Annotated in this window: 23 protein-coding genes and 4 tRNA genes; 9 read left to right on the top strand and 18 right to left on the bottom strand. The window is 57.6% G+C overall.

Going from position 1 to position 22,507, the window contains the following annotated elements:
- Nucleotides 1–120: 120 nt before the first annotated feature.
- Both EKL15_RS03445 and EKL15_RS24755 read left to right on the top strand, forming a co-directional pair.
- Entirely contained in the window at nucleotides 121–1,842 is a 1,722-nt protein-coding gene (locus tag EKL15_RS03445; RefSeq protein ID WP_060440222.1) for a potassium/proton antiporter, read from the top strand.
- A gap of 252 nt (nucleotides 1,843–2,094) precedes the next feature.
- Nucleotides 2,095–2,223 (top strand): hypothetical protein, encoded by a 129-nt coding sequence (locus EKL15_RS24755; RefSeq protein ID WP_019455877.1) that lies wholly within the window; start codon nucleotides 2,095–2,097, stop codon nucleotides 2,221–2,223.
- A gap of 62 nt (nucleotides 2,224–2,285) precedes the next feature.
- Here EKL15_RS24755 and EKL15_RS24750 read toward each other — a convergent pair whose 3' ends face one another.
- The 5 genes from EKL15_RS24750 to cho form a co-directional block, all read right to left on the bottom strand.
- On the bottom strand, nucleotides 2,286–2,417 hold the full coding sequence (locus EKL15_RS24750) for a hypothetical protein (protein WP_015377413.1): 132 nt from the start codon (nucleotides 2,415–2,417) through the stop codon (nucleotides 2,286–2,288).
- Between the two features lie 69 nt (nucleotides 2,418–2,486).
- Nucleotides 2,487–2,990, bottom strand: coding sequence for a YlaC family protein (locus EKL15_RS03440; protein WP_038875410.1), 504 nt, complete (start codon nucleotides 2,988–2,990; stop codon nucleotides 2,487–2,489).
- A gap of 123 nt (nucleotides 2,991–3,113) precedes the next feature.
- Nucleotides 3,114–3,413, bottom strand: a complete 300-nt coding sequence (locus EKL15_RS03435; protein ID WP_016928230.1) for a sigma-S stabilization anti-adapter protein IraP — start codon at nucleotides 3,411–3,413, stop codon at nucleotides 3,114–3,116.
- A gap of 185 nt (nucleotides 3,414–3,598) precedes the next feature.
- Nucleotides 3,599–3,695 (bottom strand) — tRNA-OTHER (locus EKL15_RS03430).
- A 112-nt stretch (nucleotides 3,696–3,807) separates the two neighbouring features.
- Entirely contained in the window at nucleotides 3,808–4,656 is an 849-nt protein-coding gene (gene cho, locus EKL15_RS03425; RefSeq protein WP_060440223.1) for an excinuclease Cho, read from the bottom strand.
- A gap of 240 nt (nucleotides 4,657–4,896) precedes the next feature.
- Between cho and EKL15_RS03420 the strand changes: the two genes are divergently transcribed.
- The 6 genes from EKL15_RS03420 to EKL15_RS03395 all read left to right on the top strand — a co-directional run bounded on the left by EKL15_RS03420 (nucleotide 4,897) and on the right by EKL15_RS03395 (nucleotide 11,939).
- Nucleotides 4,897–6,078 (top strand): efflux RND transporter periplasmic adaptor subunit, encoded by a 1,182-nt coding sequence (locus EKL15_RS03420; protein ID WP_238423610.1) that lies wholly within the window; start codon nucleotides 4,897–4,899, stop codon nucleotides 6,076–6,078.
- Nucleotides 6,075–8,012, top strand: coding sequence for a MacB family efflux pump subunit (locus EKL15_RS03415; protein WP_084826422.1), 1,938 nt, complete (start codon nucleotides 6,075–6,077; stop codon nucleotides 8,010–8,012). Before EKL15_RS03420 ends, EKL15_RS03415 begins: the two co-directional genes overlap by 4 nt.
- Before the next feature lie 3 nt (nucleotides 8,013–8,015).
- Nucleotides 8,016–9,383 (top strand): TolC family protein, encoded by a 1,368-nt coding sequence (locus tag EKL15_RS03410; RefSeq protein WP_203088776.1) that lies wholly within the window; start codon nucleotides 8,016–8,018, stop codon nucleotides 9,381–9,383.
- A 414-nt stretch (nucleotides 9,384–9,797) separates the two neighbouring features.
- Complete coding sequence (proP, locus tag EKL15_RS03405; RefSeq protein ID WP_060419579.1) at nucleotides 9,798–11,300, top strand: glycine betaine/L-proline transporter ProP; 1,503 nt, start codon at nucleotides 9,798–9,800, stop codon at nucleotides 11,298–11,300.
- Nucleotides 11,301–11,441: 141 nt separating this feature from the next.
- Complete coding sequence (locus EKL15_RS03400; protein WP_162215441.1) at nucleotides 11,442–11,579, top strand: hypothetical protein; 138 nt, start codon at nucleotides 11,442–11,444, stop codon at nucleotides 11,577–11,579.
- Nucleotides 11,580–11,669: 90 nt separating this feature from the next.
- Complete coding sequence (locus EKL15_RS03395) at nucleotides 11,670–11,939, top strand: hypothetical protein (RefSeq protein WP_033646469.1); 270 nt, start codon at nucleotides 11,670–11,672, stop codon at nucleotides 11,937–11,939.
- Nucleotides 11,940–12,005: 66 nt separating this feature from the next.
- Here the strand turns inward: EKL15_RS03395 and EKL15_RS03390 are convergent, their stop codons facing one another.
- The 3 genes from EKL15_RS03390 to EKL15_RS03380 form a co-directional block, all read right to left on the bottom strand.
- Nucleotides 12,006–12,590, bottom strand: coding sequence for a hypothetical protein (locus tag EKL15_RS03390; protein ID WP_238423599.1), 585 nt, complete (start codon nucleotides 12,588–12,590; stop codon nucleotides 12,006–12,008).
- Complete coding sequence (locus tag EKL15_RS03385) at nucleotides 12,523–12,810, bottom strand: hypothetical protein (RefSeq protein ID WP_060419583.1); 288 nt, start codon at nucleotides 12,808–12,810, stop codon at nucleotides 12,523–12,525. The genes EKL15_RS03390 and EKL15_RS03385 overlap by 68 nt, the downstream gene beginning before the upstream one ends.
- 141 nt (nucleotides 12,811–12,951) lie before the next feature.
- Nucleotides 12,952–13,404 (bottom strand): PaaI family thioesterase, encoded by a 453-nt coding sequence (locus tag EKL15_RS03380; RefSeq protein WP_060419585.1) that lies wholly within the window; start codon nucleotides 13,402–13,404, stop codon nucleotides 12,952–12,954.
- A gap of 232 nt (nucleotides 13,405–13,636) precedes the next feature.
- Between EKL15_RS03380 and EKL15_RS03375 the strand changes: the two genes are divergently transcribed.
- On the top strand, nucleotides 13,637–14,977 hold the full coding sequence (locus EKL15_RS03375) for an anaerobic C4-dicarboxylate transporter (protein ID WP_025302367.1): 1,341 nt from the start codon (nucleotides 13,637–13,639) through the stop codon (nucleotides 14,975–14,977).
- Between the two features lie 180 nt (nucleotides 14,978–15,157).
- On the opposite strand, the gene EKL15_RS03370 is transcribed toward EKL15_RS03375, so the two are convergent.
- The 10 genes from EKL15_RS03370 to uvrY all read right to left on the bottom strand — a co-directional run bounded on the left by EKL15_RS03370 (nucleotide 15,158) and on the right by uvrY (nucleotide 22,091).
- Nucleotides 15,158–15,243 (bottom strand) — tRNA-Leu (locus tag EKL15_RS03370).
- 10 nt (nucleotides 15,244–15,253) lie between these two features.
- Nucleotides 15,254–15,327, bottom strand: a tRNA-Cys gene (locus EKL15_RS03365).
- 361 nt (nucleotides 15,328–15,688) lie between these two features.
- Complete coding sequence (locus EKL15_RS03360; RefSeq protein ID WP_102984888.1) at nucleotides 15,689–16,141, bottom strand: hypothetical protein; 453 nt, start codon at nucleotides 16,139–16,141, stop codon at nucleotides 15,689–15,691.
- A gap of 86 nt (nucleotides 16,142–16,227) precedes the next feature.
- Nucleotides 16,228–16,470 carry a competence protein TfoX gene (locus tag EKL15_RS03355; RefSeq protein WP_304529120.1) on the bottom strand — a complete coding sequence of 81 codons (243 nt, stop codon included), beginning with the start codon at nucleotides 16,468–16,470 and terminating at the stop codon, nucleotides 16,228–16,230.
- Nucleotides 16,471–16,660: 190 nt separating this feature from the next.
- On the bottom strand, nucleotides 16,661–17,536 hold the full coding sequence (locus EKL15_RS03350; RefSeq protein ID WP_102984889.1) for an alpha/beta fold hydrolase: 876 nt from the start codon (nucleotides 17,534–17,536) through the stop codon (nucleotides 16,661–16,663).
- Between the two features lie 159 nt (nucleotides 17,537–17,695).
- Entirely contained in the window at nucleotides 17,696–18,466 is a 771-nt protein-coding gene (locus EKL15_RS03345) for a hypothetical protein (protein WP_060440231.1), read from the bottom strand.
- 316 nt (nucleotides 18,467–18,782) lie between these two features.
- A tRNA-Gly gene (locus tag EKL15_RS03340) sits at nucleotides 18,783–18,858 on the bottom strand.
- Between the two features lie 144 nt (nucleotides 18,859–19,002).
- Entirely contained in the window at nucleotides 19,003–19,551 is a 549-nt protein-coding gene (gene pgsA, locus EKL15_RS03335; RefSeq protein ID WP_033642639.1) for a CDP-diacylglycerol--glycerol-3-phosphate 3-phosphatidyltransferase, read from the bottom strand.
- Between the two features lie 58 nt (nucleotides 19,552–19,609).
- The gene (gene uvrC, locus EKL15_RS03330) at nucleotides 19,610–21,442 is read right to left on the bottom strand and encodes an excinuclease ABC subunit UvrC (protein ID WP_048233314.1); all 1,833 of its coding nucleotides are present in this window, start codon (nucleotides 21,440–21,442) and stop codon (nucleotides 19,610–19,612) included.
- On the bottom strand, nucleotides 21,435–22,091 hold the full coding sequence (gene uvrY, locus EKL15_RS03325; protein ID WP_004927947.1) for a UvrY/SirA/GacA family response regulator transcription factor: 657 nt from the start codon (nucleotides 22,089–22,091) through the stop codon (nucleotides 21,435–21,437). Before uvrY ends, uvrC begins: the two co-directional genes overlap by 8 nt.
- Nucleotides 22,092–22,507 lie beyond the last annotated feature (416 nt).

Here is a 22,507-nt window from a genome sequence, read left to right as displayed (position 1 = left end):
CCAAAGGGCAATAATTGATCGGTTGTTTTCGCAATCAGCCTTGGCGTTTTACCCACTAAACACGCTATCATCGACACACGCGCAGTGCCCCCTATCCCCCAGCCTCAGGAGAACGATATTTTGGATGCCAGCACCATTAACAGTTTGTTCGTCATCGGTGCCGTGCTGGTGGGGGCAAGCATTCTGCTCAGCTCATTTTCTTCCCGGCTCGGCATTCCGATCCTGGTGATCTTCCTGGCGATCGGCATGTTGGCCGGCGTCGACGGCCCCGGCGGCATCGTCTTCAGCAATTATCCGGTCGCTTACCTGGTCAGTAACCTCGCGTTGGCGGTGATCCTGCTCGACGGCGGCATGCGCACCCGGGTCAGCTCTTTCCGCGTCGCCCTGTGGCCGGCGCTGTCTCTTGCCACCATTGGCGTGGTGATCACCGCCGGCCTGACCGGCATGGCCGCCGCCTGGCTGTTCAATCTCGATCTGCTGCAGGGGCTGTTGATCGGCGCCATTATCGGTTCCACCGACGCCGCCGCGGTCTTCTCGCTGCTGGGCGGCAAAGGCCTGAACGAGCGCGTCAGCGCCACGCTGGAGATCGAGTCCGGCAGCAACGATCCGATGGCGGTGTTTCTCACCATCACGCTGATTGCGATGATCGCCGCCGGGGAAACCGCGCTGAGCTGGACCTTCCCGCTGCATCTGATGCAGCAGTTCGGCATGGGCATCGTCTTCGGTCTGGGCGGCGGCTGGCTGCTGCTGACGCTGATCAACCACATCAAACTGGCGGACGGCCTCTATCCGCTGCTGGCGGTGAGCGGCGGCATTCTTATTTTCGCGCTGACCACCGCGCTGGACGGCAGCGGCATTCTGGCGGTGTACCTGTGCGGCCTGCTGCTGGGCAATCGGCCGATCCGCAACCGTCACGGCATCGTACAAACCTTCGACGGCTTGGCCTGGCTCAGCCAGATCGGCATGTTCCTGGTGCTCGGTCTGCTGCTCAACCCGCACGAGCTGCTGCCGATCGCCATCCCTGCCCTGCTGCTATCGCTGTGGATGATCCTGTTCGCCCGCCCGCTGTCGGTGTTCATCGGCCTGCTGCCGTTCCGCAGCTTTACCCTGCGCGAACGCGGCTTTATTTCCTGGGTCGGCCTGCGCGGCGCGGTGCCGGTGATCCTGGCGGTGTTCCCGATGATGGCCGGCCTGCCCAACGCCCAGCTGTTCTTCAACGTGGCGTTCTTCGTGGTGCTGGTCTCCCTGCTGCTGCAAGGCACCACGCTGTCGTTTGCCGCCAAAAAAGCCAAGGTGATCGTGCCGCCGGCACTGACGCCTATCTCCCGCGTTGGGTTGGATGTGCACCCGGAGAACCAGTGGGAACAGTTCGTTTATCAGCTTTCGGCGGAAAACTGGTGCGTCGGCGCGGCGCTGCGTGAGCTGAGAATGCCGCCCAACACCCGCATTGCCGCCCTGTTCCGCGGCAAAGAGCTGCTGCACCCTAGCGGCAGTACCCGCCTGCGGGAGAACGATATTCTGTGCGTCATCGGTCATGAGCACGACCTGCCGATCCTCGGCAAGCTGTTCAGCCAGGCGCCGGCCGTGACGCTCGACGAGCGCTTCTTCGGTGACTTTATCCTGCAATCCGACGCCCGTTTAAGCGACATCTCGCAGCTTTATGGCCTCAATCTGCAGGACGACGTGGACGAGCAGCAGACGCTTGGCCAGTTCGTCATTCAGCTGATTGGCGGCGAACCGGTGATCGGCGACCAGGTGGAATGGGACGGCCTGACCTGGACCATCGCCGAAATGGACGGCAATCAAGTCAGCAAGATAGGCGTGCGGATTGTAACCGACTGACGCTGCCGCACCGGCTGCGTTACCAGACGAGGGAACTTCTGGCCTTAAGAACGTTCTTAATCACTATCATGATGCATGAAGTACGGCGTCGCTGAATTATATCCGGTTGATATAAAAACAATTTAACAGCGGCGCCAACAGGGATTAGGGATGTGAACGGCAAGACTCGATTTCTTTCGGTGATGATGATCATGGCACTGGGCGTAGCGGCGCTCGATCTCAGCATCGCCGGTTTGGTCCATAGACTTTTAATTGGATAATTTCAACGTGACGCAGCGGGAACAAGAAAAAGACATTCTGGGGAAAATACTGGTGACGGTGTCCGCGCTTTGCCTGATTCTGGTGGCGGCGTTCCTCATCTGGGGATTCGTGCTGGATTGATACCGCCCGACGCTCAGAGATAAAAAAAACCGCCGCGGCGGTTTTTTTTATGGGTCAGGCGATCAGATCTTGCAACCTTCGCAGTCCGCTTCGTCTTCGAGGAACTCAGGGACCTCTTTTACCTTCTGCGCCGCTTTTTCTTCGGCTTTCGCCAGTTCGGCATCGATATCAAAATCGAAAATATCATCACTCATCGCTTGGTCCTCACTCTGCTTCACGTTCAAACGCTGAGTATAATCGACAAGCCGCCGGCCGGAAACCTTTCAGTTTGCCGCCGCCAGCTGCGGTGGCTCATCCTGCGGCTTTTTTCCGTAGGCCATGTCATACACGTCGTAGAAGTCGATTTCGCCCTTGTTGCCGATGATCACCCGCATCTTCTGTTTCAGCGCGGCGCCGATAGACGGCTCATCCAGCAGCTGCTGCACCGCATAAGGCGACAGCGCGCGGGTAAAGTACCATTCGCCGTTGTAGCAAACCCGCAGATCCAGCACCCCGATGTCCTCGAAGCGGTATACCGGCCGGATCTCTATCAGCAGCATGGCGAACATGAACAGCACGAAAGCGGTGAAGCCCAGGAAGGCATATATCCCCATGTACGGCACCTGGTACATCACGGCGATCACCGCGAAATAACCGGCGAACATGGCAAGGCACAGATAGCGGTGAGTGCGGGCAAATTCGCTGTTGAAGCGCGGCTTGCCGTCACGCCCTTCGCGCCGATTGATCTGTTCAATCTCTTTAACCAAGATGCTTTTAATCGCGTCCATCGTTACAACCTTATGCTGGAAACAGCATTGCCATCAAATCTCACCGCTAAAAGTAACACAAGTACAGTTTCGCCGGGTAGATCAGTTAGCCAACTTAATGGCGGCAACTGTTATAGTTCGGATTCAGCGCGGCTGGGCGGCCTTGCCTTGCGCAAACATGAACATGCGCTGGGCCACATCGTCGGCCTGTTTGATTTTCTGCTTTTGCGGTTCGTTGCTGCGTTGAATGGCGCGGGCGTAAGCGATTTCATGAGCCTGATCGATCATCGCGATGATCCGGTCACGTTCGGTCTTCTCCATATTGCCCAACATGGTGGTGATAATCGCCTGATAAGCGTTGGACGCGGCGCTCAGCGCTTTCTCTCTCGCCTCGAGGGCGGCGACGCGTTGCAAGAGTTCCTGCAGTTGCTCGGAGTGAGACATATCGACCTCCTGTTGCCGGGCAGCAAGCCTGCCTGATTACAGTTTAGCAAAGGATCGAAAGAGAAAGAGGAAGGAAAGCCAGCGGTTACGGTAAAGCACACCCGAAAATCCCAACGAGGAGCCGATAGTGCAAATCAACCCGGGTGCGCTTTACGGTAAGCGCGGTGAGATGAAGGGAAGAAAGCTGGCGCGCTATGCAGGACTCGAACCCGCGTCTATCAATTTTCAAGCCAAAACAAGCCATTATAAAACCAATCACTCTGCCAACTGAGTTAATAGCGCGTTCCTTCGCTTCGGGGCGCCATTATCCATAACAACATTATGGACACAAGCTTTTTTAGCATAATGCCCTGAATTTACAGATAAGTCTTAGGTTATCGATAGCATTATGGCATTACGGCAGCTCAATAATCCGATAATCGCCGGCGATGAGCGGCTTGCACAAAATCTTGTAGCCATCGCTGTCAAAGTGGCTGGCCGCGCTCTGCAACCGCTGCGCCTGCGCCAGGCTGCTGACCGAGCCCAGATAAAACCAATTGTGAATCACATGGTACTGCCGCAGCGTCTCACCCTGCTCTTCCAACGCCACGCGCCCGGCGAACGGCCAACAGGCGATGCGTAGCTGTTCCAGCGCCGCGCCGAGCCGCCGCGCATGTTCCTGCGCCGGCTCCACGCCGCAGCAGGCGCCGGCGCACTTGCGCAGGCTGTAGCGGAAGCAGGCTCGCCCGGCGGGCAGCTTGTCGATCCCCAGCTTGCCGTAACATAAACGATGCTCGTCGGCGATGGCGCGCAGCTTTTCCAGCGCGGCATGGCGATTGGCAAACAGCCCATAAAGGTGGGGCGTGACGGCGAAATCGATCTCTTTGGCGTGGGCAATCGTCACCGTGTCCGCCTGCAGACGCAGCGCGCACAGCTGTTTCGAGCGCCGCAGGCGCTTGTTGAACAGCGGCTGCTGTTGCTTGATCAACTGCGCCTCCAGCAGCAGTGCCCCCAACTCGCCGGCGGTCTCGATAAAGCTGATATGCCGGGTTTGCCGCAGCATTTTTGCCTCGTCCTGCGCACGGAAATGCGCCATTACGCGGCTGCGTACGTTGACGCTTTTACCGATGTAAAGCGGCAGGCTTTCGCTCTGGCCGTGAAACACATAGACGCCCGGCCCTTTGGGCAACGGCGCCAGGCAGGCGCGCAGGTGCTCCGGGTATTGGTAAATGTCGAGTTCCGGCTCGAGGCGGTTTGGCATCATGGCGGCGGCGTTATCCTGCTGATGAATGAATACTGGTTTTTTAGCCAGTATAGCGTGCCGCGCAGCCGGTTGCACACCCGGCGGATAATAACTCACCGTGATCTTTAGCGGGAAAGCCTTTACTATCCCCTTTCCAGCGGGAAAGCGCCTCACGTTTAGCGCCAGTTCAGGCTGGCGCTGCCATGATGGCAGACTGGAACCGCCGCTTTTATCGTTATGGAAAACCTGGGCATGCCATCACTGAAACTCACACCCCGTCGTCTGGCGTTGATCGCCGTCATCGTTTTCATCGCCGTCGCCATCGCGCTGGCCCTCTATTGGCAACGCCCGCCGCAGCAGGATTACGTTACCGCACCGGCCCGCCTGGGCGATATCGAGAATGCCGTGCTGGCCACCGGGCGGCTGGATGCCGTCGAACGCGTTAATGTCGGCGCGCGGGTCTCCGGTGAAGTCAAATCGCTGAAGGTCAAACTGGGGGATCGCGTCACCAAAGGGCAGCCGATCGCCGACATCGACGATCTGCAACAGCGCAACGATCTGCGCAACGCCGAGGCGGCGCTGAACGTCATCAAAGCCGAACTGCAGGCCAAGCAGGCACAGCTTAAGCAGGCCGAGTCGCGTTTCAAACGCCAGCGGCGCATGCTGAACGACGAGGCCAGCTCGCGTGAAGACTTCGAAACCGCCGAGGCTACGCTCGCCACCACCCGCGCCGAACTGCTTTCGCTCAATGCGCGCCTGGTGCAGGCGCAGATTGAAGTCGACAAGAAAAAGATCGACCTGGGGTATACCCGCGTCGTCGCGCCGATGGACGGTATCGTCATCGCCGTGGTCACGCAGCAGGGGCAAACGGTCAACTCCACCCAAAGTGCGCCGACCATCGTCAAGCTGGCGCGGCTGGATATGATGACCATCAAAGCGCAGATCTCCGAAGCCGACATCACCCGCATTTCGCCGGGGCAAAAGGCTTACTTCACCATTTTCTCCGATCCGGATAAACGCTACGACGCCACGCTGCGCACCATCGAGCTGGCGCCGGAATCGGTGATGAAAGACGACTCGCTCGCCGGCACCAGCTCCGCTTCGGGCTCCGGTACCTCGAACGCCTCGGTCTATTACAACGCGCTGCTGGACGTGCCCAACCCGGAAAACCGCCTGCGCATCGCCATGACCGCGCAGGTTTCCTTACTGCTCGGCGAAGCGAAGAATACCCTGCTGGTGCCGATCCAAGCGGTGCATAAAACCGAAGGAAAAGGGCAACAGGTGCAGGTGCTAACCCAAGATCAGCGGCTGGAAACGCGCGAAGTGACCACCGGCATCACCAACAACGTCGACATTCAGATCCTCAACGGCCTGAAAGCCGGTGAAACCGTGGTGCTGTCGCAGCCCGCCGCCAAGTCGGCTGAGGATGGCATTTTCCTGTGAACGCGATCATCGAGCTAAAAGGCATCAGCCGGACCTACACCAACGGCGGTCAGGCGCTGACGGTGTTGAAAGACATCGATTTGACCATCGCCGCCGGCGAGCTGGTGGCGATCATCGGCGCCTCCGGCTCCGGCAAATCGACGCTGATGAACATCATGGGCTGTCTCGACGTGCCGGATCGCGGCGACTACTACATCAGCGGCCAGAACGCCGCCCACCTGTCGCCGGACGAACTGGCCCGCCTGCGCCGCGAGCATATCGGCTTTATCTTCCAGCGTTATCATCTGATGCCCGATCTCAGCGCGCTGGGCAACGTTGAAATTCCGGCCATCTACGCCAACGCCCGGCGCGATCAGCGGCGGCAGCGGGCAGCGCTGCTGCTCGCGCGGTTGGGTCTGGAAGGACGCGAAGACCACAAGCCCGGCCAGCTTTCCGGCGGCCAGCAGCAGCGCGTCAGCATCGCGCGCTCGCTGATCAACGGCGGCGAAATTATCTTGGCGGATGAACCGACCGGCGCGCTGGACACCCAATCCGGCCAGGAAGTGCTGGCGATCCTCAGCGAGCTGAATCAGCGCGGCCACACCGTGGTGATCGTCACCCACGATATGAACGTGGCGCAACATGCGCAGCGCGTCATCGAGCTGCGGGATGGCGAGATCATCGCTGACAGCGGCCGCCAATCGGCACCCGCCGTCGCGCTGCCGCCGCCGAACCGCAGCCGGCAAAGCGGCTGGCAAAGCCTGATCGACCGCACCCGCGAATCGCTGCACATGGCGCTGAAAGCGATGAACGCCCATCGCCTGCGCACCGCGCTGACCATGACCGGCATTATCTTCGGCATCGCCGCCGTCGTTACGGTCGTGGCGCTGGGTGAAGGTGCCAAGCAGCGCACGCTGGAGAATATCAAGGGACTCGGCACCAACGTGGTGAGCATCTATCCGGGGCGTGATTTCTTCGACGACGCCATCGACAGCATCCGCACCCTGGTGCCGGCCGATGCCGACGCGCTGGCGCAGCAAAGCTTCGTCGACAGCGTCAGCCCGGAGGTCAGCGCGTCCGACAGCATTCGTTTTCGCAGTAAATCTGCCACTGCGTCAATCACCGGCGTCGGGCGCGACTATTTCCGCGTCAACGGCATCACGCTGGTGCAAGGCGCCACCTTCCGCGACGATCGCAACGCGCTGCAGGAAGTGATCATCGACGACAACGCGCGCCAGGCGCTGTTCGGCGATTTCGGCGTCGAGCCGCTCGGCCAGATCGTGTTTCTCGGCTCGGTGCCGGCGCGGGTGGTCGGCGTCGCCAAAAGCGAACGCAACTATGCGCCCAACCGCATCAGCGTCTGGATGCCCTACAGCACGGTGATGTACCGCATGGTCGGCAAAACCACGCTCAGCGGCATTACCGTGCGGCTGAAGGATGACGTCGCCAGCGAAGCCGCCGTCAGCGCCATTACGCAGTTGCTGACCCAGCGCCATGGCGTCAAGGATTTCATGACGTTCAACCGCGATCAGTTCCGTAAATCGATCGAGCGCACCTCGATGACGCTCAGTTTGCTGATCCTGATGGTGGCCTCGATCTCGCTGGTGATCGGCAGCCTGGGCGTGATGAACATCATGCTGGTCTCGGTGACCGAGCGCACCCACGAGATCGGCGTGCGCATGGCGGTCGGCGCAAGGCGCGGCGATATCATGCAACAGTTCATGATCGAGGCGGTGCTGGTCTGCCTGATCGGCGGCGCATTGGGTATCGCACTGTCGTTCGCCGCCGGGTCGCTGTTCACCTCGCTAGCGGGCGGCATGTTCACCGCCATCTATTCCTGGCAAGCCGCCGCGACGGCGTTTTTCTGTTCAACCTTAATCGGCATGATCTTCGGTTATCTCCCCGCCCGCAAAGCGGCAAGGATGGATCCGGTCGTTTCATTGGCCAGCGAGTAACCCATGAAAATTTTCTCTCCCTTGGCATTAAGCCTCGCCGCCCTGCTCACCGCCGGCTGCGGCAACACCCTGAAAAGCGACTACCGGGCGCCGCAGGTCAACTATCCGACGAGCTGGCAGCACGCCGCCGAAAACGCCGCGCCGACGCCGTTTGACTGGCGCGATTTCCACGATCCCGAGCTCGATCGCTGGCTGCGACAGGTGATGGCGAGCAACAACGATCTGGCCGTCGCCGTGTTGCGCGTCTACCGCGCACGCCTCGAGGCTGAACGCGTTGGCATCAGCACCGCGCCCGACGTCAACGCCTCGTTGAACAGCGGCATCAATCGCCCGCTGTCGGAGTCCTCCGCCTGGAGTAAAACCAGCGGCGCGACGCTCTCTACGAGCTATGAAGTCGACCTGTGGGGCAAATTGGCGCGCCAGCGCGACGCCGCCGAGTGGGCCAGCCAGGCTTCCGAGCAGGATCTGCAGACGGCGCGCCTGACGCTGCTGGCCAACGCCGCCACGAATTACTGGCGCATCGGCTTCCTCAATCAGCAGATCGGCGTCAGCCAGGCGAGCATCGCCTACGCCAAACAGACGCTGCGGCTGGCCAACGCCCGCTACCGGGCCGGCAGCATCTCGGCGCTGGACGTGGTGAACGCGGAACAAAACGTGCTAACGCAGGAAAGCCGGCTGCTGACGTTGCAACACGAACGTCAACAGGCGTTGAACGAACAGGCGGTGCTGCTGGGCGTACCTTCAGGCCAGACCACCATCGCGCCCGCACGTCTGCCGACGGCGGCAATGCCGCAGATCAGCACCGGCATTCCCGCCAACGTCTTGAGCCGTCGCCCGGATCTCAGCGCCAAAGAGCTGCGGTTGCGCGCCGCTCTGGCCAACGTCGACGAGAAACGTCTGCAATACTACCCCGCTTTCAGCCTGACCGGCTCGCTGGGCGCCAGCAGCAGCGCGCTGCTGGAGTTTCTGCGCAACCCGACGGGCAGCCTCAGCGCCGGCCTGACGTTGCCGTTCCTGCAATGGCGGCAAATGGGCGTGGATATCAAGATCGCCCGTAACGACTACGAACAGCAGGTGCTGGAATTCAGGCAGGCGCTGTACAAGGCGATGGGCGATGTAAATAACGCCCTGTCGCTGCGCGCACAGCTGCTGGCGCAAGAGGCGCAGTTGCAGGCCTCGCTGGCGCTGGCGCGCAAATCGGAGCGGCTGAACGAGGTGCGTTACCGGCAGGGCGCCGTCACCATTACCGATTGGCTGAATGCTCAGGAGCAGCGTCGTCAGGCGGAGCTGGCGGTGGACGAAAACCGCTTCGCGCAGTACCAGAACCTGGCGAAAATCTATCTGGAATTCGGCGGTTCATCGGCCCTCTGATCCAAACTGCCTGGCCATCCGGCCAGGTGGTTTTTTAGCGGCAAACACATCAATTTTTCCTGTTTTATCTCCCGCACTCTCTATACTTCAAACATGGCCAATCAGACGAAAAACCGTCGAATCGCACAATTATTAGACCATTCTCGCACCAAATCGGTGCAAACACTTAAGTTAAACTGCTAAATTTGATCGCCACAAGATATAACGTTAAGCTATAGATGCAAAATAATTAGTCACCTAAATGACATAACCTTGGCATAAACGACGATATTTTGTGATCCACATCCCAACTTAAATGTGGATAATGAATCGTCTTGAACCGCGATTCGATTAGCCGATTTGATAACTCGAAAACAACAGTGAACGGAGATTACGCTTTCACGAACAACGAATAATTCATTAAGGGATGATTATATGAAGTTAAGAAAAAAACGACATAAACCGATGCACATCAGCGACATCACCATCATCGATGACAGCAAACTCAAGAAGGCGATCACCGCGGCGGCCCTGGGCAACGCGATGGAGTGGTTTGACTTCGGCGTATACGGCTTTGTCGCCTACGCACTTGGCCAGGTCTTCTTCCCCGGCGCCTCGCCCGGCGTACAAATGATCGCCGCGCTGGCAACCTTCTCCGTGCCCTTCCTGGTACGTCCGCTCGGCGGTCTGTTCTTTGGCGCCATGGGTGACAAATTCGGTCGCCAAAAGGTGCTCTCGGTCACCATTATCATCATGGCGGTCAGCACCTTCTGTATCGGCCTGATCCCGTCCTATGCGTCGATCGGTATCTGGGCACCGATCCTGCTGCTGCTGGCCAAGCTGGCGCAGGGCTTCTCCGTCGGCGGTGAATATTCCGGTGCGGCAATTTTCGTCGCCGAATACTCGCCGGACCGCAAACGCGGCTTTATGGGCAGCTGGCTGGACTTCGGCTCCATCGCCGGCTTTGTGATGGGCGCAGGCGTGGTGGTGCTGATCTCCAGCATCGTCGGCGAAGCCAACTTCCTCGACTGGGGCTGGCGTATCCCGTTCTTCATCGCCGCGCCGTTGGGTTTGATCGGCCTCTATCTGCGCCATGCGCTGGAAGAAACCCCGGCGTTCCAGCAGCACGTGGACAAGATGGAGAAAGAGGATCGCAACGCCATCGAAAATCCGCCAAAAACCTCGTTCAAAGAGATCGCGGCCAAACACTGGAAAAGTCTGCTGGTGTGCGTCGGCATCGTGATTTCCACCAACGTGACCTATTACATGCTGCTGACCTACATGCCGAGCTACCTGTCGCATAACCTGCACTACTCGGAAGATCACGGCGTTCTGATCATCATCGCCATCATGATCGGCATGCTGTTCGTACAGCCGGTAATCGGCCTGACCAGTGACCGCATCGGCCGCAAGCCGTTCATTATCGGCGGCAGCATCGGCCTGTTGGCGCTGGCGATCCCGTGCTTCATTCTGATCAACAGCAACGTGATTGGCCTGATCTTCGTCGGTCTGCTGGTGCTGGCGGTGCTGCTCAACTCCTTCACCGGGGTGATGGCCTCGATTCTGCCGGCGATGTTCCCGACGCACATCCGCTACAGCGCGCTGGCGATTTCGTTCAACATTTCGGTGCTGATCGCCGGTGCGACGCCGACCGCCGCCGCCTGGCTGGTCGAAGCGACCGGCAACCTGTACATGCCGGCCTACTACCTGATGGTCGTGGCGGTGATCGGTCTTATCACCGGTCTGTACATGAAAGAAACCGCCAACAAACCGCTGCGCGGCGCGACGCCGGCTGCGTCTGACCGTTCAGAGGCGAAAGAGCTGCTGCAGGAGACCTACGACAACATCGAACAGAAAGTCGAGGACATCAACGCGCAGATCGCCGAATTGGAAAAGAAAAAGCAGATCCTGATCGACCAGCATCCCAAGCTGGACTGATCGGCGCTGAAAGACAAAAGCCACCCGATTGGGTGGCTTTTTTGCTTTGAATTCAACCGAAATAATACGCAGCGCATTTTATGACAATCGGGTTTGATGGTAGGCTTTACAGCACATTCTTAATTGATGAAGCACGCAATCATGAGCAAAATGGACCTTCCCGTCATCATCGGCATCCTTGTTATGCTCACCCTGTGGCTCGGCGCACTCTTCAACATCGGCGATATCACCTTCACCATTTCACGCCTGTTCCACTGGATTGAAAGCCAACGCGGCTAACCCGCACAGGCGGTGGAAAACATCGGCTATGATTGAAAGACCTTACCGTCATTTTCCGCGATTATCGCTCGCGATAAAGGGGACTGCATCATGACCGATTATGCGTTCTACAATCAGATCCTGACCCGGCTGGCCGCCAATCACCCCGGCACGCTGGATGAAAAAACCTACGAACTGTGGAAACAAGACGCCACCAGCCCGCATGCGTTCGCCGATCCCTTCGCCTATCTCAAAACCAAGGGCCTGATACAGGCCTATGTGATGAGCGACATCGACGAGAACAACTATGATATCGACCCGCATCAAACGCGGATCACCGCCGCCGGTCTCGAATTCATTCGCAACGGCGGGTTCAAATAAGGGCGACACGCGCCAATAAAAAACCGCCAGGCGGCGGTTTTTTACTCTACAAGCATGCGGACCGGCTCAGGCGGGGAAAGGCCGATAAAATATGCGCAGCACTTCGTTGTCGCCCTGGCGTAAAAAGCCGCCTTCAGGCTGCCAGCGCAGATCGCGCGCCAGATTGAGATTTTCCCAGCCGACCGCGCCCCCCACGCCGATGCAAAGATTTTTATTGCCTGCGGCAAATCCCGCACCGGTACCGATCATGGCATGCAGCAAACGGGGCGCCGCCGCGTCACGCAGGGAGAATATGCCGATAAAACATCCCTGCGGCGCGCGCAGCATATCGGCCATCGTGCGGATCTCGGTATCGTCCGGGCTAACGAAATGTTTGTATTGCTTATCGAACACCGTCTGCCACAGCTGCTTGTATTTCGCCTTGCTGAGCGCGCCTGAACGGTGGGCACAAAGCACCACCGCATCCCAGCACATCTCCCCGCTCAACGAAAGATACTCTTCCGTATCGGTTTGCGGCTTATCGGCGTAATGCCGTGCAAATTCAGCCACATTCAAATGCGGCGGCACGGCCTGTCTGGCAACGTCACTCTTGTAGCGCTTGAAATTCAACCAATGCACGGGAAGCCTCCTCTTCACCCGGTAGATTAACAAACCGGCAGCCGTGGATGAGACGCGCCATCAAATCCAGGGCATCGTCGGCAGCGGCGATTTCGTCGTCATTCAGCCCCTGTTCCACCGACCGCTCAATCGCGTTCATCACTCCTGGAGCGCTGGTTTCATCCCCCTGCGCCACCACGTCCAACACGGCTTTGCCAATCGCCAAACAAAGCTCATGATCAAACTCAACCTCTTTATACGGATACGGTTGCATAATCACTCCGATAAATTTTTACCCCAGAATACTAGACCACAATGGCGTATCGCGCCTGCCGCCGTAGCGCAGCGCTGTATGCAACCGAAGAGAAATGCATCAGGCCCCGGGTTGATAGCCCGAAGCCCGATAAAAGGCAGGTTATTGCGGTGCTTGTTCGCTAGGGCGAATGATAAAACAAGTGGCGGTTGCCGAAGCCAGCAGCTTCCCTTGCGCCGTTTTGAGCGTGCCTTCCGCGAAGGCCACGTTTTTGGCCGCATAGACCAGACGCCCTTCGGCGATCAGGTCAGTTTCCTTCGGCACAGGGCGCAACATTTTAACCTGCAGATCGACGGTGCCATACCCAATCCCCGCGCCCAGCGTACTGTGCACCGCGCAACCGGTCACCGAGTCCAAGACCGTGGCGGCAAAGCCGCCATGAACGCCCCCCAGCGGATTCAGGTGGCGCCCGTCAGCCCGCGCCACGATGCGGATATACCCCTCTTCAACCGCCACCGGTTTCATGGGCACGGTTTCAGCGATCGAAGCCGGTGGGATTTTACCGGCCATCGCAGCCTGTAACAGCGCCAGTCCGGTCATTTTTGTCGGGTCCATGGGTTTCTCCTCGGGTCAGTAAACCTCTCATATAGTAGAGGTCAGACCTGTCCGCTTGCTTTTTCGTGCGGATGCCACCTCCGCCCTGACTCCTTTGAGTGTGACCAGCATCACTCTTTAGGGTTAATGACCACAAATTTATTAGTGCCTTTAGATTTAAAACAACTTTCTGCAGCCAACACGGCCGGAAACTGAGCGCAGTTAAGTTCAAAATTATTAAGGCGTATTTATCATGGATTTCTTTCTGCAATTAGCGGTGATATTGGCATGCCTGCTGTATGGGGCGCGTAAGGGCGGCATTGCGCTGGGGTTACTGGGTGGGATCGGGTTGATGATCCTGGTGTTCGGCTTTCACCTGCAGCCCGGCAAACCGCCGGTAGACGTGATGCTGGTGATCATCGCGGTGGTAGCGGCCTCCGCCACCCTGCAGGCCTCAGGCGGTTTGGACGTCATGCTGCAGATCGCCGAACGGATGCTGCGACGTAACCCGCGCTATGTCTCGATCATCGCGCCGTTTGTGACCTGCATTCTCACTATCCTGTGCGGCACCGGGCACGTGGTGTACACCATCTTGCCGATCATTTATGACGTGGCGATCAAAAATAACATCCGCCCGGAGCGGCCGATGGCGGCCAGCTCGATCGGCGCGCAGATGGGCATTATCGCCAGCCCGGTTTCGGTGGCGGTGGTCTCACTGGTGGCGATGCTCAGCAGTTACACCTTCAATGGTCGCCATCTGGAATTCCTCGACCTGCTCTCTATCACCATACCTTCTACCCTGTGCGGCATTCTGGCGATCGGCATCTTCAGCTGGTTCCGCGGCAAAGACCTGGACAAAGACCCAGAGTTCCAGAAATTCATCTCGGTGCCGGAAAACCATCGCTACGTCTATGGCGATGCCGCCACCTTACTGGATCGGGTGCTCCCACGCAGCAACTGGATCGCCATGTGGATTTTCCTCGCCACCATCGCACTGGTGGCGGTGCTGGGGGCATTTTCCGATCTGCGGCCCAGCTTCGGCGGCAAGCCGCTCTCCATGGTCCTGGTGATCCAGATGTGCATGCTGATGGCCGGGGCGTTGATCGTCATCATTACCCGCACCAACCCGGCGTCTATCTCTAAAAACGAAGTGTTCCGCTCCGGCATGATCGCCATCGTGGCGGTGTATGGCGTCGCCTGGATGGCGGAAACCATGTTCGGCGCGCACCTGGCGCAGATCGAAGCCACGCTGGGCGTGCTGGTGAAAGAATATCCCTGGGCCTATGCGCTGATCCTGCTGCTGGTGTCGAAATTCGTCAACTCGCAGGCCGCCGCGCTGGCGGCACTGGTGCCGGTGGCGCTGGCGATCGGCGTCAACCCGGCCTATATCGTCGCTTCGGCGCCGGCCTGTTACGGTTATTATATTCTGCCGACCTACCCCAGCGATCTGGCGGCGATCCAGTTCGACCGTTCCGGCACCACCCGCATCGGCCGCTTCGTGATCAACCACAGCTTTATTCTGCCCGGCCTGATCGGCGTCAGCGTCTCCTGCGTCTTCGGCTGGATCCTCGCCGCAGCGTTCGGTTTCTTATGAGTTGTATTTCGGAGCCCTGCGGGGCTCCTCCGTGCAGGCAGGCTGACAATCAAAGGGTATGAGCATGATAAGAAAGGAAAAAGTGCAGGTGCAATACGAATTTCAGGCACAAAAAAACCGCCTCTCGGCGGTTTACGACATTACTACTTATTGCTTTGATTATTCGGTATTTTCGTTCCCTGGTACCCGGGGCGGGACTTGAACCCGCACAGCCATAAGCCGAGGGATTTTAAATCCCTTGTGTCTACCGATTTCACCACCCGGGCTCGGGAAAGTTGGAGGCGCGTTCCGGAGTCGAACCGGACTGGACGGATTTGCAATCCGCTACATAACCGCTTTGTTAACGCGCCTTTATTCTGTTTGCCTTTTCAGGCCAAAGCCGGTGACTCACCCACTTCGTTTTGTTCTTTTGGTTGGCGATGTTGAAATCGCTTATCCTAATCATCTGATTCTTAAGTAATTTATTTCGTTACCGCCGAATCGATGGACTGCATTATGGACTAAACCCCCCACCTTGGCAACCCCCCGAAATAGCAAAAAGTTCTCTAACGCTTTCAACTGCTTATTTTGTGGGCGCACTGTTCACAATGCCGACGCAAAGGCAAGCGGAATGTTGATTTTATATGCATCGGCTCAGGAATTCACGGGCAAATCGGTTCTTTTTTCTCGGCAGGAACCGCTTACCCGCGCCCTCTCCGGCTTTTCATTTGCTTATGGTGATGGGGTACCGTGCATAACATCCTCATGGGGGGCATCGCGCAACCTCCGGCGCCACCATAAAAACCCAGCGATCGTGCCCGGCAAAACCGCGATCGTACCAAAAATACGCTGATCGGCATTCAGCAAACCAGGAGCAACGGCGGATAGCACCGCGCATAACAGCAGAAACCACCGCAATCGGCGAATGCCGGGATGAGCGATTCCGACGATAGCCCCCACCAAACATGCCGGCAGAAAACCGAGCGCATAGGAAAAAGCCCCAATGAACACCAGCATTCCCAGCACATCGCCGACGTTAAAGTACCCGGGATCCACATAGCCACTGATACCAAACGTCATCAGCAGCAGCATCAGCATGCCCCCCAACGGCGGGGCGACCAGCCCGAAGAACAATATGCATCCTGCCAGTCTCCTGACCAGATGCCGTATAGCGCCAGACTTCATACTCCCTCCCGTTCCCGCTTCCTTAATGATACCGGCAGGATTGCAATAATGAGGCCCCTACCCGGCGGGCGCCCCAATCCATAGGCTTAAGTGGGTTTCTTCGAGACCTTTTTCTTCGCCGCAGGCAGCTGAGCATAAGTCAGCGCGATTAATTGGGAAAGCCAGGCGCTATCGCCCCACTTCTCTTCCGGAATCACAAAACAAGGCTTTGCACCCGGATAAGGCGGCGCTTCTGAATATTCGTTCAGAAACGCTTTGCCGCCCTGCGTCGGTTTAACAAACAACCGATCATCGCAGACCAGCGCCACCATTTTCTCAGCGCAATAAATACCCTACTCACCGAACATCCTCTTCGCCGAAAGCTTACCCGGTGCAGAAATATTGTCGATGATAAACTCTACCGTACTCAGTTTTGAAACCATCGGGCTCCCTTCTTCGTATTCGCAGTCCATCCGTATCAGGCTGGGCCTATTTCAGCTCCTCACCATAAACGCTCTTTCATCATGCAGACAGACCACTTCACTTTGCCGATATCCCAGCAATTAGCCGCGGCCAAAGCGCAGCGCGGCTGCGCCTGAACATGTTGATATGCCCGATCGCCTGACCATCAACCTCCGCCGGCTGCAGCAAGTGGACGGCATGTCGCGCGTTAGGCAACAGCCGCAGCCAGTCAGCGATACTGCGCGGCGTTACCAGCACGTCATCGGCGGCGGCAACCACAGCGATCGGTGCCTGGAACGCGGCATAGTAATGACGTTGAATTTCCGTACCAAAGGCATTTTCCACGTAGCCCGGCCGCCGGCACCAAGCGGCCCATTGCCGGGCGACGCCGGCGGGTAAATCCTCTCCCCACCCCAGCCACTTTGCCGGCCCATAGCCGAGCAGCCGTACCGAGAGCGGAATATAGCCCCACATCAAGCCGATCGCCATCGCCCTGAACGGCCAACGGATATTGCCGATATAGCCAGAAGAAGCGGAAACCGCCGTCAGGCTGCGCACGGCATGGTGGTTCGGCATCAACCCCGCCAGCTGAGCGCCAGCGCTGTGCCCGATCACATGCGCCTGTTGCGCAGCCGTTTTCGCCAGCAGCCAGTTCAGTGCCGCCGGCATATCACACTCTCCCCAGTCCTGTTTACGGGCTTTGGAGTACCGGACATGCGCTTCCGCCAGTGAAACGCCGACGCCCCGATAATCGAACACCATCACCGGATGCCCCTGCTCGCTCAGCCACTGTGCAAAGGCATAGTAGAACCCTTGTTTAACGCCTGTGGCGGGGCAAATCAGCACCGGCGTATTGCTACCGCCCAATGCAGGAAAATAGCTGCCGCCCAACACATAGCCGTCCGCAGCGGTAAAGCGGATGGCGTCGTGCGCCGTCTTATTTTCTTCCTGCATGGCGATCCTCCCGGCCTAGCCAAAATTCCGCCGCTCATTCTTGCATCGTTCAACGGCGGCATCCAGCAGGCGAGCGCTAGCGGGAGACCACGATCGAGTTTCTGCCTCATCGGAACGGCTTTGGCCACAGAAAGAAAACGAGCGTCCAACGGCGCCTTGTTACTCGTTATGCCACAGGTAGCTATTCTCCACCTCAGGCCGCCAGGTTGCGCAGCTCTCCCCCGTTCCATGATTGGCCGAAGTCCAGGGGTTTTCGATAAACGGCCATGGCCTATTTGTGCGTGACGCCTGCTGAACGAGGACCCTCATCGAAAGCACCCCGGAGTGGCTCCAGCTCAACGGGTTCGGGATCTCCGCACAATAGTTCAGCGTGGGCCCAAATTCCCCCGGCGTTTTCGGCAGCGCGAGATTGACAGACACCGAAGCCCCTATGCTCAAAGCATGCCGGTTTTTTGCATACTCAGGTAAGGCAACCTCTGCGCGCTGCAACGCCTGTTGCACACTGGGCTGGCGCCACACAGGTTTCAGAGGCAGCACCAAAGTGACCCCATCCAGCAACGCACCACGGTGGCTGACAGGGAGATTGAAAGTAAGGCGCGTCGGCTGCTGTTCCGACGGGCCAGGTATAATCTGCGGCCGCACGGTCACCGTATGGTCTATTATGTCATCCGCAAAATGCGGTGAGGGGTAACACGTCACGCCGGTCATGCAGCGCGTAAGCTTTAAGCGCCTGCTCTGCTTCCAATAATGCCCGGTCACTCCCGAGCCCTGAATCATCGCGGCCAGCGCGGCTTGATTATCTGTCGGGCTCGCATACGGATAATGCAGCGCGTAAGTTTCAACGGTGAACGCGACGGTGTCGCCGGCTGTCGATTCCGCTGACCAAGACCACCCTATCGTTACCATGACGATCCACAAAATGCGGTGCATACCCACAGCCACCTCCTTGTTATCAGACTCACGGAAATATCCCTTCCTGCAGTCGCTTGTTCATCATCGCCGGGTGGTGACAATGCCTGATCGGTCGCTTAGATATCCAGACTATTTGTCAGGAGAGAAAAAGTACATCATTAGGAAGAGAAATGCGCGATTCTGTTGCTTCGGTATATCGAATCGACGGCCAGAAACATAGCCGCTGATTAAAGAGGGGTGAGGTACAGAAAGCGAGAGGGAATAGAAAACGAAAAAGGGGCCTAAGCCCCTTTCGCTTACCTGCTGAATCACCGGGATTCAACAGGTTAATGTTTGGAGCGGGAAACGAGGCTCGAACTCGCGACCTCAACCTTGGCAAGGTTGCGCTCTACCAACTGAGCTATTCCCGCATTACCAGAACTGACTGATTTCCTTGCTATCTTTCGGCAATTCATCGTTGTCGTCTGATGCGATGCATTCTACTTACCTGACGTGATGAGTCAATAAAATTGTTGGCTCATCACGATCGTTTGCCGATTTTTGCAGCGCATCGATCACGGTTCCAGCAGATCGTTGCGCGCGGCATTCAAATATTGGAACATCGACCAGAAAGTCAGCACCGCCGCGATATACAGCAAACCGATCGCCACATACTCTACGGAGCGGTCCGGCCGCCACAGCAAGCCCACCAGCGACATCATCTGCGCCATGGTTTTCACTTTGCCGATCCAGGACACCGCCACGCTGCTGCGTTTGCCAATTTCCGCCATCCACTCTCGCAGCGACGAAATGATGATTTCACGGGCGATCATAGTGGCCGCCGGCAGCGTGATCCACCAACTGTGGTAGTGCTCCGCCACCAGCACCAGCGCCACCGCCACCATCACTTTGTCCGCAACCGGATCCAAAAACGCCCCGAAGCGCGTCGTTTGTTTCCAGCGGCGTGCCAGGAAGCCGTCAAACCAGTCGGTGACGGCGGCAAACACAAAGATAACGGCGCAAACCATCGGAGCCCAGCTGAACGGCAGATAAAACGCCAGCACAAAGAATGGGATCAGAACTACGCGAAACAGGGTAAGCCAAGTCGGTATATTCAATTGCATAATGCTACGGTAACTATCTGGCTAGAGTGGAAATTAAGAGTATGTTGCTACATTGCCCTCAGTGTTTCAATGCATTGTAGATCTTTTCTGCCAATGCTTGTGAAATACCCGGCACTTTTGCAATTTCCTCCACGCTGGCGTTCAACAAAGGTTGCAGTCCGCCCATATACTTCAACAGCACCTGGCGCCGTTTCGGCCCTACGCCTTCAATCAGCTCCAGTGCGCTGGTATTTCTGACTTTCGCCCTTCTCTGCCGGTGGCCGGTAATCGCATGATTGTGCGAATCATCGCGGATGTGTTGGATCACATGCAGCGCCGGCGAATCCGGCGGCAGCGAAATCCCCTCGCCTTCCGGCACGAAGAACAGCGTTTCTAACCCGGCCTTGCGATCGGCGCCTTTGGCGATGCCAATCAGCAGCGGCTTGTTCTTGTCCCAGGTAACGTTCAGCGATTTGAACACGTCGATCGCCATGCCGAGCTGCCCTTTGCCGCCGTCGATGAAGATGACATCCGGGATCTTTTTCTCTTCCAGCGCCTTGCCGTAACGGCGCTTCAGCACCTGCGTCATCGCCGCGTAGTCATCGCCGGGGGTGATGCCGCTGATATTGTAGCGCCGATACTCCGCGCGCACCGGGCCGTTACCGTCGAACACCACGCACGAAGCCACGGTTTGTTCGCCCATGGTGTGGCTGATATCGAAGCACTCCATACGGTTGATTTCCGTCAGGTTCAGCACCTTGGCCAGCTCCGCCAGCCGCTGATGGATCGTCGACTGTTGCGAAAGCTTGGTGGTCAACGCCGTTGCCGCGTTGGTACGCGCCAGCTTCAGATAACGGGCGCGGTCACCGCGCGGTTTGCTTTGAATTTGAATCTTGCGTCCCGCCAGCTCGGAGAGCGACTCCGCAAGCAGGTCTTTTTCCGGCAGGCTGAAATCCAACAGGATCTCGCCGGGCAACGTACGCGCCTGGCTGCCTTGCAGGTAGAACTGGCCGACAAAGGTCTGCACCACTTCGCTCATATCCGTGCCGCCCGGCACTTTAGGGAAATAGCTGCGGCTCCCCAGCACCTTGCCCTGACGGATGAACAGCACATGCAGGCACGCCATACCGGCGTCGAACGCCACGCCGATCACGTCCAGATCGTCGCTGTCGCCCGACACGAACTGCCGTTCGGTAACGCGGCGCACGGCCTGAATTTGATCGCGAATGCGCGCCGCCTCTTCGAAATTGAGCAGTTTGCTGGCTTCTTCCATGCGCGCAATCAGCTGATGCAGCACCTGCTGATCTTTGCCCGAAAGGAACAGCCGCACGTAGTCCACCTGCTGCCGGTACTCTTCCTCACTCACCAGGCCGGCGACGCAAGGGCCCAGGCAGCGGCCGATCTGATACTGCAGGCACGGGCGCGAGCGATTACGATACACGCTGTTTTCGCACTGGCGGATCGGGAACAGCTTCTGCAGCAGCGCCAGCGTTTCACGCACGGCGTAAGAGTTGGGAAAAGGCCCGAAATATTCGCCCTTGGCGTGTTTGGCGCCGCGGTGCACCGCCAAACGGGGATGGGTATCCGCGCTGAGAAAAATCAGCGGATAAGATTTATCGTCGCGCAAAAGAACATTATATCGCGGTTGGTACAATTTAATGTAGTTATGTTCCAACAACAGCGCTTCCGTTTCGGTGTGGGTAACCGTTACGTCTATTTGCGCGATATTTTTAACCAGCGTCTCGGTTTTACGGCTGCTGACCTGCTGCCGAAAATAGCTGGCGAGACGTTTTTTCAGGTCTTTGGCTTTACCGACGTAGATCACCGTGCCCGTGGCGTCGTACATACGGTAGACGCCGGGCTGGCTGGTGACGGTACTCAGGAAGGCTTTGGCATCAAAACGGTCATTCACTGCTTAACAACGTCTCCGCATTGAACAATCCATGTCGGATGGCCAGGTGGGTCAGTTCGACGTCGCCGCTGATATTCAGTTTGCTGAACATGCGGTAACGGTAACTGTTCACCGTTTTCGGGCTGAGACTCAACTGCTCCGAGATCTCATTCACTTTTTTGCCTTTGGTGATCATCAGCATGATCTGCAACTCGCGTTCAGACAGGCAGCTGAACGGCGTTTCGGCCTGGGGCTCCAGCTGACTCAGGGCCATCTGCTGGGCGATATCAGACGCGATATAGCGCTGCCCCGCATGCACGGAGCGCAAGGCGTTAATCACTTCCTGCGGTGCGGCGCCCTTGCTCAGGTAACCGGCGGCCCCCGCCTGCATCACCTTCGCGGGCAACGGGTTTTCAGTATGGATAGTCAACATGATGACTTTGACGTCGGGTGCATAACGCACAATCTTGCGCGTGGCTTCCAGCCCGCCAATGCCCGGCATATTCATGTCCATCAGCACGATATCGACAGCGTTGCCACGGCACCATTTTACGGCGTCTTCACCGCATTGAGCCTCACCGACAACTTTTATACCTTTGATATCTTCAAGAATGCGTCGTATCCCTGCGCGCACCAGTTCGTGGTCATCAACAAGAAGAACGCTAATCAAGGAAAAATCTCCAAAAAAAGGGAGTAACGCAATCAGCCTCTGTTTTCGCCAGAGATATTACTTGTTTTTCAGACAAGAATGAACACAGATTAATACATACTTCCGAATAACTTTGCGGAGCAGAGCTGATTTTTCAATTTTAGCCATCTATGCCGCCAATAAATCGTCACGTCGGAAAAGATCGGGCGACGAAAATAATTTCGTTGCGCCGCGTCAGACACAGGATAGCGCGATAATCATGCAGCGAGGGGGAAATCTGTGTAAGCAATCACGACATGAATAATATTAGCACGGCGGTTGGCCGTTTGTAATCATTTGATATTTAAAGACGTAGCAAAAACCACCGCCATCGTTGGCTGAACACCCGGCGTGCAGAACTATTATTCCCGGCGAACATCGGCAAAATCGGTGCCAGC

It is taken from the genome of Serratia sp. 4542 (assembly GCF_016805595.1).
Taxonomy (GTDB): domain Bacteria; phylum Pseudomonadota; class Gammaproteobacteria; order Enterobacterales; family Enterobacteriaceae; genus Serratia; species Serratia nevei.
Note: the sequence above shows the minus strand (reverse complement) of the source record. Positions and strands in the feature narration are given on the sequence as shown.